This window comes from Pseudomonas bohemica, assembly GCF_002934685.1.
Classification (GTDB): domain Bacteria; phylum Pseudomonadota; class Gammaproteobacteria; order Pseudomonadales; family Pseudomonadaceae; genus Aquipseudomonas; species Aquipseudomonas bohemica.
This window is the reverse complement of record NZ_NKHL01000102.1, coordinates 1-11,226: the sequence shown is the minus strand read 5'-3', so window position 1 is coordinate 11,226 and position 11,226 is coordinate 1. Positions and strand designations below refer to the sequence as shown.

Below are 11,226 nucleotides of genomic sequence, written 5' to 3'. Positions count from 1 at the left end.
CGGGCCGTTCTTCGTGCGGGGAATTAGCCCATAACCTTTCTCGCGAGGCAGATGGACGAGCATGGTAAATCGAGTTGAGCAATCTCATTGGAGTTGGACAGCGGCACGCTACTCGTTACTGATCTGCGTGCTCTTTTTCCAGATTCTGCCGGCGACGTTCATGGGCCGGGTCAAATGCTGCGTTGCGGTCAGCCTGGGCGAACGCTCATAAGGTCGATACGACATCCTGGTTCAGCGTTCTGGACCGTCAGCCGCATGTCATGCAGCCGGGCGACAGCGGAGACCATGCTCAGACCCAGGCCGTTTCCGGCGGTGTGCCGACTCGACTCCGAACGGTACAGGCGCCGGAACACTGCTTCTCGTTCGGTTGGCGCGATGCCGGGGCCGTTGTCGCTCACGCGTAGCCCCGGACCTTCCGCGCCCGCGATAACCGAAACCTGAATACGCCCGTTGTCCGGGGAAAACTTCACCGCGTTGTCCAGCAGGTTGCAGGCGGCATCGAACAACAGTTGGGCGTCGCCGGAGCGCAGGGCGGGCGAGGGGGAACGGGTGAAGCTCAGGGCGATGCCGCGCTCTTCGGCCAGCGGCTCGAAAAACTCTGCGGCGTCGGCAGCGATCAGGTTCAGGTCCACCGTCGAAAAATTACTGCGCCGGGCGCTGCCCTCGATTTCCGAAATACGCAGCAGCGCCCGGAACGTCAGCATCAAGCCCCGCGCTTCGGTGATCGCCGAATCAATGCTCTGGGCATATTCGTCTTCGCGCAATCCTCTGCGCTGCGCGCGCTCAAGCCCGGCGATCAGTCGGGTGAGCGGGGTGCGCAAGTCGTGTGCAATGTCGTCGCACACGCCTTTCACTTCGCGCATCAGACGCTCCAGCTCATCGAGCATGCCGTTTACCACGTGGGCGATCCGGTCGATGTCGTCGTGGTTGCCACGGGTCGGCAGTCGCCCGCTGAGATCCCCTTCGATGATGCCCTTGATCGACGAACTCAGCGTGTCCAGCCGTCGTCGTGCCGAATGTCCCAGCAGCACCGCGCCGACAAGCCCGACAATCAGCAGCAGACAGCCACCGGATACCAGCGCGTTGACCAGCAGTTCATTGAATTCGTGGATGTCGTGCATGTCCTGGGCGACCAGCAGAATGCGCTGGTCGTCCAGGCGGTGAACCATGAAGCGAATGGGCCGGTTGCGCCCACGGGGATTGCTCCAGCGGAACTCCGTGGGTTTATCAAATGCTTTATAAGGCGGCAGGGTATGGATGGCCCCGGCGATGTAATTGCCGTTTTCGTCGTACAGCGTGTGCGGCAGGCGCGCTTCGACATCCTGGAGTTTGTGCTTGCGTATCTCCTGTTCCATCAGCACAGGTGACTGACGGCTGCGGTTGTCGATTTGCCGGTGCAGGCCGGTGTCGGCTTCGGCCGTGAGGTACACCGCGGTTTGCCAGTAGATGTAACCGAACAGCGCCAGAAACGAGAAGCCGAACAGCGCCAGGAACATCAGGCCGGTGCGGAAGCTGATGGTGCGAGGGATTTCACTTAGGTGAACGGAGAACATAGCCAGCCCCACGAATGGTATGAATCATTTGCTCTTCGCCTTCGCTGTCGATCTTGCGCCGCAACCGGCCGATATGAACCTCGATGACGTTGGTACGCTCGTCGTAGCTGTAACTCCACACCGCTTCGAATAACATCGTCCGGGTCACGACCTGATCGGCGTTGCGCATCAGGTGCTCCAGCAGCGCGTATTCGCGGGGCAGCAGGTCGATCGCCCGCTCGCCGCGACGCACGGTACGGTTCAACAGGTCGATTTCCAGTTTGCCAACTTTCAGGCGGCTTTCCCGCTCACCGCCGACGGGCACGCTACGACGTCGGATCAGTGCATCCAGGCGCGCAGTAAGCTCGATGAATTCGAAAGGCTTGGTCAGGTAATCGTCACCGCCGGCGCGCAGGCCACGGACGCGCTCGTCCAGCGCGCTCAGGGCGCTGAGAATCAAAACGGGCGTGGCAATGCCGGCCGCGCGCAGGGCGGTCAGTACGCCCAGGCCATCGAGTGTTCCGGGCAGCATGCGGTCGAGGACGATCAGGTCGAAGCCGTCGCTGAACGCCTGCAGCAATCCTTCGCGTCCGTTGTGTACACAGGTCACGGCAAAGCCGTGATCCTGCAACGCGGCTTCGATTTCGCTGGCAGTGGTGACGTCGTCCTCGATCACGAGTACATGAGTCATGGGCGCGGGGCGTTCCTTGGTATTTTTGTAGGGCGGAGAACCGATGTGCACTCCGCAGCAGAAGCGTAGTGTGCCAACGTGCAGCGAACGCGAAGGTCGCGTCAACATGAAAAAAAGTTTAGCTACGCAGGCGGGAGGCAGTTTTGCGAATACTGGTCATTGAAGACGATCAACCCACGGCGGCGTACCTGTTGCGTGGGCTGGGCGAAAGCGGGCATATCGTCGATGCGGCGCAGGACGGCGTGCAAGGTCTGGCGATGGCGCTGGAAGGAATTTACGACGCGTTGATCGTTGATCGCCGCCTGCCGGGGCTCGACGGCATCACGCTGGTGATGCGATTGCGTGCCCAGGGTCTGCGCACCCCCGTTCTCATGCTCAGTGCGCTGGCCTCGACGCAACATCGGGTCGAAGGACTTCGGGCGGGTTGTGACGATTACCTGGCCAAGCCCTACGCGTTCGTGGAAGTGCTGGCCAGGCTCGATGCGTTGCTGCGCTCGGCAGATGCCCGTCCCGGTGACGCCCAGACATTGCAGGCCGGGCCTTTACGTCTGAACCGTGGCGCACGCACCGTGGACCGGCAGGGCAAGACCATCGTCCTGCAGCAGCGCGAGTCCTTGATTCTTGAAAAACTGATGCGCCATTGCGGGCAGATCGTGACCCGCGACATGCTGCTGGAAAGCGCCTGGGATTACGCCTTCGACCCCAACGACAACGTCATCGACAAGCATATCTACCGCCTGCGGCAGAAGCTCGACGACGGCTTTGCCCGCTCGGTGATTCGCACCGTGCCGGGGGCGGGTTATCTGCTGGAGAGCGACGAAGCCTTCGACGCCAGCCAGGCTCAAGCGCGCACGCCTGACGCTTTCTAAACAATTGTTTAGGTACAGAGGAACGCTCTGACAGACACCGGGATTTATCTTCGAACCCTTAATGGAGCATTCCATCTGGTTTCGGAGATCGTCAGCACATGCCTGCGGCAAAAACAGCCTGGCCCTTTTCACCGCCCGCACTCACCCGATACACCGCACGTTCGCTGGCACTCGCGGTGTGGCTGGCCCTCGGCGGCTGTTCGTTGGTCCCGGCGTTTCATGAACCTGAAATGGCGGTGGCGCCCACCTGGGACGCCGAGCAAAAAACGGCGAGCAATCCTGCGACCGGTGGCCCATGGTGGGAAGAGTTTCACAGTGCGGAACTCAATGACCTGGTCGCCCGGGGATTCAATCGCAATTTCACTCTCAAGGCGGCCATCAGCCGGATCGAAGAGGCGCGTGCCGTCGCACATGTGACCGGCGCCACCCAATACCCACTGGTTTCGCTGGGCGGCGATTTTCAGCGTAAAAACAGCTCCTCGACGACCAGGACCGCCGATGTATTCGGTGACGCCAGCTACGAGCTTGATTTCTGGGGCAAGAATCGTGCGGCAGCCGATTCCTCCACCGCCCTGGCCAACGCCAGCGTGTTTGATGCGCAGACGTTGCGCATGACATTGGGCGCCAACATCGCGACCACCTATTTTCAGGTGTTGTCGCTGGAAGATCGCCTGCGTCTGGCGCAATCCATCGCCGATGATGCGAAACAAGTCCTCGATCTGGTCGAGTACCAGGCCAGTCAGGGAGCAGTTTCCAATCTGGAGGTCGAGCAGCAGCGCAATGCCTGGCAGACCTTTGTGGCCGCCATGCCGCCACTGCGCCAACAGCGCGATGCGGCGCTGTATCAGCTGGCGATACTGGTGGGCGTTGCTCCTCAGGGCTTCAAGCTTCAGGCATCGGGTCTGCAGAGCCTTATCGTCCCCGAACCCGCCAGTGGTCTGCCCATCGGCCTTTTGCGCCAACGGCCTGATATCCAGGCAGCCGAAGCGCGTCTGCAATCGGCCAACTTCGACGTGGGCGTCGCGCGTGCAGCGTACTTTCCGAGCCTGACCCTGGACCTGCAAAAAGGCATCGACACGCTGACCGGCAGTGGCATCTGGAGCCTGGTGGGCACCCTGGCACAACCGGTATTCGCCGGTGGTCAGCTCGACGGGCAGTTGCATCACGATCAGGCCCACGTCCGTGAACTGGCTGACAGTTATCGCGAGTCGGTGATCGAAGCATTGCAGGACGTCGAAACCCAGCTCAGCGCCAGCCGTGAGCTGGATCAGGAATTCACGCTGAACCAGGCCGCAGTGACCTCCGCCCGCGAGTCGGCAAGGCTGGCGCAGGTGCGCTATCGACTGGGCACCACTGACTTTCAGACCCTGCTGATCGTCGAGCGCACGCAATACCAGGCCGAGGACACGCTGCTGCAGATCCGCTTGCAGCACCTGCAGGCCGGGGTCGGTCTGTTCCGGGCTCTGGGCGGGGATTTCGCCGCCATCAACCTTGCCAACGCCGCCGCTGGCACCGACGCAAACCTTGCCGCTTCTTCCTCATCTTTTCAGGCGTCCCGTCCATGACCCCGGCCCATCCCGTTTCGCCCTCGCGCCGCGCGCGCATCCTTGTGCTTCTCATCGTTCTGATTGCATTTGCGCTGCTGCTTCGTTACTTCTGGCCGGGGCGGTTACAGGCCGCGCCGGTTGTTGCGGCTGATGCAAGCGTGCCGGTCCTGATGCAACAGGCTCAGCGCAAGGATCTGCCAATCTGGCTCGATGCGATTGGCAACGTGCAGGCGCTGAACACCGTCAACGTGCGGGTGCGGGTCGACGGCGAACTGCAAAAAGTGCTGTTCACCGAGGGCCAGATGGTCACGGTAGGTACGCAACTGGCCCAGATCGACCCTCGTGTCTATCAAGCTCAGGTAGCCCAGGCTCAGGCGCTGGTGGCCAAGGACCAGGCGCAACTGGCGAACCTGAAGGTCAATCTGCAACGCGCCACCAACCTGGCCAATGCCAAGGCCGGGCCGACCCAGGATGTCGACACCTACCGCGCGGATCTCGCTGCACAACAGGCCACGGTTCAGGCCGATCAGGCGGCGCTGGACAACGCCCGGCTACAACTGGGCTTCACTCAGGTGATGGCGCCCTTGACCGGGCGTACCGGGCAGCGCCTGCTGGATGTCGGCTCGATTGCCCACGGTTCGGAGGCCACCGGCCTGGTGACGATCACCCAGATGAATCCGATCTCCGTTGCGTTCGCCGTGTCACAGGACGATCTGGCGGAGATTCTCGAGGAAAACGCCCGCCAGCCGCTGCAAGTGGTGGCGATGACCCGGGATGGCAAGAAACAGATCGCCAGCGGCACCCTCAGTTTCATCGACAGCCAGGTCTCGGCCGCCAGCGGGCAGATTCAGCTCAAGGCCCAATTCAATAACGACGACAGCCAGCTTTGGCCCGGCGAGCTGGTGAGCGCGCGGGTGCTGCTCAACACTCAGCACGATGCCACGGTGGTGCCGGTGACGGCAGTGCAGCAGGGTCCGAAGGGCGCGTTCGTCTATGTGGTCAACGCGGACCAGCGGGTCGAACCCCGGCAGGTCAGTGCCTCGGCGGTGGTGGCCGGGCAGCAGTGGATTCGTGATGGACTGAACGCCGGTGAAACAGTGGTCGTGCAGGGCCAGTCACGCATTGCGCCGGGGATCAAGGTCTCACCGGTCAAGGCCGACAACGCGCAACCTGTACCTGTCGCCATGGAGGTCGCCCGATGAACGCACTCGCGGGATTGATCGAACGCCGGGTCGGCCTTTGCCTGTTGGCGCTGGGCATCATGCTGCTGGGTACATTCGCCTACTTTCAGCTGCCGGTAGCAGCGTTGCCCACCGTGGACTTTCCCACCATCCAGGTCTCGGCCAAACTCTCCGGTGCCAGCGCCGAAACCATGGCGACGTCCGTTGCCACGCCACTGGAGCGTGCGTTCGCCGCAGTGCCGCAAGTGACATCGATGACCTCCACCAGCTCCGCCGGCAAGAGCCAGATTGTCTTGCAGTTCGATCTGTCGCGGGACATCGACGGCGCTGCACAGGACGTGCAGACGGCGATCAATACCGCCAGTTCCAACCTGCCGAAAACCATGACCAGCGTGCCGACGTTCAACAAGGTCAACCCGGCAGAGGGGACGGTATTGTCCCTGGCGGTGACCTCGCCGGTGCGCACGCTGCATGAACTGGACCTGTCTGCCGACAACTACCTGGCCCAGCGCCTGTCGCAGATGCCCGGCGTCGGGCTGGTGGATTTTCATGGCGAGCAAAAACCGGCGGTGCGCATCCAGATCGATCCCGACGCGTTGGCCGCCCGGGGCCTGACACTCGAAGACGTGCGCAGCGTGATCGGCATCAGCACCCTGGACCAACCCAAGGGCAGTCTCGACGGCCCGGATCGCTCGATCACCCTTGGCGCCACCGATCAGCTGCTTGACCCCAAGGGCTATCGTGATCAAGTCATCGCTTACAAAAACGGCGTACCGATCAAGCTGGGAGACCTGGGGCATGTCATCGATGGCGCCGAGGACACCCAGCAGTCCGCAGCGTTGGGCAAAGAGCCGACGATCATCGTCGACATCCACAAACAACCGGGTTTCAACGTGCTGTCGACCACGCGCAATATCGTCGACAAACTGCCGTCGCTCACCGCATCGCTGCCCAGGGATGTTCAGGTGCATGTGATTGGTGACCGCACGCAGACCATCGAAGCTTCGGTCAACGATGTGCAGTTCACCTTGCTGCTGTCGATTGCCCTGGTGGTCGTGGTCATCTTCGTTTTCCTGCGCAAGGCCACGGCAACGCTGATTCCGGCGATGACCATTCCGCTGTCGCTGGTGGCCACGTTTGCGGTCATGTATCTGCTTGGCTACAGCCTGGACAACCTGTCGATCATGGGGCTGGCGATCGCGGTCGGATTTGTCGTCGATGATGCGATCGTGGTGATGGAAAACATCGTCCGCCATCTGGAGATGGGCAAGTTACGTCTGCAGGCGGCTATCGACGGCCTGCGTGAGGTGGGTTTCACGATCATTTCGATGACGATCTCGCTGATCGCGGTGTTCCTGCCGATCCTGTTGATGGGCGGCATCGTCGGACGCCTGATGCGCGAGTTCGCGGTGACCGTCAGCGTGGCGATTTTGATGTCCTGCGTGGTCTCGCTGACCATGACGCCGATGCTCTGCGCCTGGCTGCTCAAGCATGACCATGAGGCCACGCCGAACCGCTTTGCGCAGATCTGCGAGAACGCGTTCGACGGCATTCACAACGGCTATCGCCGCAGCCTGGATTGGGTCCTGGCGCATCAGCGCGTAACCCTGGCCGTCGCGCTGGCGACGTTCATGGCCACCGCTGCGTTGGATCTGTACATCCCCAAGGGCTTTTTCCCGCAGCAGGACACCGGGATCATTCAGGGCATCGCCGAAGCCGCGCCGGACATCTCGCCCAAAGCCATGAGCGCTCAAGTCGCAAGACTGGTGGAAGTGGTCGGCCAGGACCCGGACATCGAGCGGGTGTATTCCTGGGTGGGGCCGAGTCCGACGATCAGCCAGGGCAGGGTGATCATCAACCTCAAGCCGTTCAGCGAGCGAACGGCGTCGGCGCAGCAGGTGATCGCCCGACTGCAGCCAAAGCTCAATCAGGTCTCGGGCATCCGCTTGTTCCTGCAGGCCAATCAGGATATTCAGGTCGGCGGCCGGGCCAGCAAGACGCAGTACCAGTACACCCTGCAAGACCCCAACAGCGTCGAGCTCGATCACTGGAGCGGCGTGCTATTGGGCAAACTCAAGACCTTGCCGCAATTGCAGCACGTTACCTCCGATCAGCAACAGGCAATCAGTCAGGCAACGCTGGTCATGGACCGGCCGACGGCGGCGCGCATGGGGGTGTCGATTCAGGCGATAGACGATGTGCTGTACGACGCGTTCGGCCAGCGTCAGGTGGCGACGATGTTCACCCAACTGGACCAGAACCACGTCATTCTCGAGGTCGATCCGGCCTGGCAATTGTCGGTCCAGACCCTGAGCCATCTTTACGTGCGCTCGACCTCCGGGGCGCTGGTGCCGCTGAACCTGCTGACGGAAATCAAGAACGAGCAGATGCCCATCGTGATCAATCACCAGGGGGTCTTTCCTTCCATCACCTTGTCCTTCGATCTGGCGCCGGGGCACGCGTTGAGCGAGGCGGTGAACGCTATCGAGCAGACGTCGCTGGCCATCGGCTTGCCGGACAGCGTGCAGGGCAGTTTCCAGGGCACGGCGCAGGCGTTTCAGGATTCGCTTAAATCGCAACCCTGGCTGATTCTGGCGGCGATCCTTACGGTCTACATCGTGCTGGGGGTGCTGTACGAAAGTGCGATTCATCCGCTGACCATCATTTCGACGTTGCCGTCGGCGGGTTTCGGCGCCCTGCTGGCGCTGATCCTGTGCGGTCAGGACCTGTCGGTGCTGGGGATGATCGGGATCATCCTGCTGATCGGCATCGTCAAGAAGAACGCGATCATGATTGTCGACTTCACCCTGGAAGCCGAGCAGCGTGGATTGTCTCCGGTGGATGCGGTACGTGAAGGTTGCCTGTTGCGGCTGCGGCCGATTCTCATGACTTCGTTGGCGGCGCTGCTGGGCGCAGTGCCTCTGGCATTCGGCCATGGTGCCGGGTCGGAATTGCGCCAGCCGCTGGGTATCGCGATTGTGGGCGGGCTGGCGGTGTCGCAGATCCTGACTTTGTACACCACACCCGTGGTCTATCTCTGGTTCAACCGCCTGCGCAAGGCGCCCGTGCCAACGACGAAAATGGTCAGTGCCTGAAGCCCGGAAAGGCTTGGGAGGGCTGTGAACATCAGGCCCGTCTCGAACAACCCGGCGTGGCCGTATTTGCCCTGATGAGCAGTGCTCAGACACAAACAATTAAAAAGAGGTATTGATGCGGATTCTGGTTATCGAAGACCACAAAGACATTCTCGACAACATCACGGATTACTGCACGCTCAGAGGCTATGAAGTCGTCGGCGCGCTGGATGGATTGACGGGTTTGCACCTGGCCGTCACCGGCAAGTTCGACGCGATCATTCTCGACGTGATGTTGCCTGGCATGAATGGGAACCTTCTGTGCAAGAGCCTGCGCGAGAACTCAAAGGACCAGATTCCGATACTGATGCTCACTGCCGGTGATGAATTAAGCGACCGGCTGTCAGGATTCGAGGCGGGTGCCGATGATTACATCGTCAAGCCTTTTGCGCTCTCTGAATTATTCGCCCGCACCGAAGCTGTCGTCAGACGCGCTCGCGGCGCGAAAAACCGTGTTCTACAAGTCCATGATCTGACGTGTGACCTGGACTCCCTGGAAGTGAGTCGGGGCGGCAAGATACTCAAGCTCAATCGAACAAACAGGTTGTTTCTGGAATTGCTGATGCGCAAGAGCCCATCGATAGTCAAGCGCCGGGAGCTTGAAGAGGCCGTCTGGGGAAGGACTCCGCCGGATTCAGACAGCTTGCGAAGCAATATTTATCTGTTGCGCCAGGTGCTTGATAAACCCTTCGACGTGCCGCTGCTGCACACTCATCACGGCGTCGGCTACAGGCTGCATGGCCCCAGATAGCCAGGCGGCATCATCCGCTGCAGTCAGACAGTAAGAATGTGATCGCCAGTGTTTCCGGATGACCTGCCGTGCACAGCGACGGATCAATAAGGGATGATCTGGTGTCGTGAGGTGCCCTGGTTGGCCTGACCCACACTCCGATTGACCTCGTGTCTTTCCCTGGACCTGTCGGCCACCCGGGAGCGCTGCACGTCGAGGTTTCCGCCTCGCCGATACCTGTGACCCTAGAAGGGCCTGACGTTACGTCACTTTACTGTCTTGTCCATGTAATCGGTTCGGGTGGATTGGTTTGTGATTCCAAAGTTGGAGCACCCAGCCATGAGTGATATTGAGACCGAAGACGTTCGCAAGTGTGTTGTAGGCGGCGTGGATACCCACAAAGACCTACATGTAGCAGTTGTAGACGACCTTGATCGTGTTCTAGCCAGCGCGTGCTTTGCGACGACACGGCATGGCTACAAACAAATGCTGACGTGGATGCGCTCATTCGGCGAGCTCACACGTGTGGGCATTGAATGCACTGGAACATATGGGGCAGGGCTGCTGCGTTACCTGGAGCACGCCAAGATATCTGTTCTTGAAGTGGCAGCCCCCGATAGAAGCGATAGGCGCAAACGCGGCAAGGACGACACGCTGGATGCCTGTAACGCAGCCCATGCGGCCTTCGCAGGTATTCGAACAGTCACGCCCAAGAAGCGAGACGGGATGGTCGAGTCGCTGCGCGTCCTCAAGGTTTGCCGCAAAACAGCGATCCAGGCTCGCCGCGTCACATTGCAACTTATCCAGAACACCATCGTCAGCGCACCAGATGAGCTTCGTGAGCAATTACGCAGGCTGACGCGAATGCAGTTGATTCGGATGCTGGCCGCGTGGCGTCCAGATCTGTCTGATTACCGTCAGTTGGCTTCTGCTTACCGCATAGCTCTAAAAACACTGGGCAGGCGTTATCTGGAGCTGCACGATGAGATAGCAGATCTGGATGTGATGATCGCAGGCTTGGTTGACGAGCTTGCACCAGAACTGGTTTCACGCAATGCGATCGGCTACGAGACAGCCGCCCAGCTTCTACTGACAGCTGGAGACAACAGCGATCGCTTTCGCTCGGAATCTAGCTTCGCCGCCCTTTGTGGCGTCATCCCCGTCCAGGCATCTTCAGGAAAGGTCAGCCGCCATCGCCTAAATCGAGGTGGTGATCGTGCTGCCAATAGCGCATTGCACATCATCGCAATTGGACGCCTGAGGACAGACGTTCGAACCCAGACTTATGTTGCCAAGCGTATCGCTGAGGGCCATTCAAAGCTTGAGGCGATTCGCTGCCTTAAGCGTTATATCGCGCGCGAGGTTTACGGCATCATCCAAAGTCGAAATCTGACCATCAATCAAAGCACGATCTCCACTTGACGCTTAGAAGGGCGTCCGTGGCGCGCACTACCGCTGGCCCGGCTGGCTATCGCGCATCGCTGATGCGAAGCTGATTCGTTCGATGTCGCGCAAGGGCTGCTCACCAGATAACGCGGCTTG

General features: G+C 60.6%; 8 protein-coding genes. 6 read left to right on the top strand and 2 right to left on the bottom strand.

The features are described 5' to 3' along the window. Positions 1-188: 188 nt before the first annotated feature. The gene (locus tag CE491_RS10545; protein WP_110948298.1) at positions 189-1,553 is read right to left on the bottom strand and encodes a sensor histidine kinase; all 1,365 of its coding nucleotides are present in this window, start codon (positions 1,551-1,553) and stop codon (positions 189-191) included. Then, entirely contained in the window at positions 1,531-2,223 is a 693-nt protein-coding gene (locus CE491_RS10540) for a response regulator transcription factor (protein ID WP_110948370.1), read from the bottom strand. Before CE491_RS10540 ends, CE491_RS10545 begins: the two co-directional genes overlap by 23 nt. A 143-nt stretch (positions 2,224-2,366) precedes the next feature. Between CE491_RS10540 and CE491_RS10535 the strand changes: the two genes are divergently transcribed. From CE491_RS10535 to CE491_RS10510, 6 genes are all read left to right on the top strand, one after another. Further along, positions 2,367-3,092 (top strand): response regulator transcription factor, encoded by a 726-nt coding sequence (locus CE491_RS10535; protein ID WP_110948297.1) that lies wholly within the window; start codon positions 2,367-2,369, stop codon positions 3,090-3,092. Between the two features lie 98 nt (positions 3,093-3,190). After that, positions 3,191-4,657 carry an efflux transporter outer membrane subunit gene (locus CE491_RS10530; RefSeq protein WP_110948296.1) on the top strand — a complete coding sequence of 489 codons (1,467 nt, stop codon included), beginning with the start codon at positions 3,191-3,193 and terminating at the stop codon, positions 4,655-4,657. Beyond that, positions 4,654-5,841: an efflux RND transporter periplasmic adaptor subunit gene (locus CE491_RS10525; protein WP_110948295.1), complete on the top strand. Its 1,188-nt coding sequence runs from the start codon at positions 4,654-4,656 to the stop codon at positions 5,839-5,841. The genes CE491_RS10530 and CE491_RS10525 overlap by 4 nt, the downstream gene beginning before the upstream one ends. Further along, positions 5,838-8,915 (top strand): efflux RND transporter permease subunit, encoded by a 3,078-nt coding sequence (locus CE491_RS10520; RefSeq protein ID WP_110948294.1) that lies wholly within the window; start codon positions 5,838-5,840, stop codon positions 8,913-8,915. Before CE491_RS10525 ends, CE491_RS10520 begins: the two co-directional genes overlap by 4 nt. Positions 8,916-9,030: 115 nt before the next feature. After that, on the top strand, positions 9,031-9,705 hold the full coding sequence (locus CE491_RS10515) for a response regulator transcription factor (RefSeq protein ID WP_110948293.1): 675 nt from the start codon (positions 9,031-9,033) through the stop codon (positions 9,703-9,705). Between the two features lie 318 nt (positions 9,706-10,023). Beyond that, complete coding sequence (locus CE491_RS10510; RefSeq protein WP_407681338.1) at positions 10,024-11,106, top strand: IS110 family RNA-guided transposase; 1,083 nt, start codon at positions 10,024-10,026, stop codon at positions 11,104-11,106. Positions 11,107-11,226: the final 120 nt, after the last annotated feature.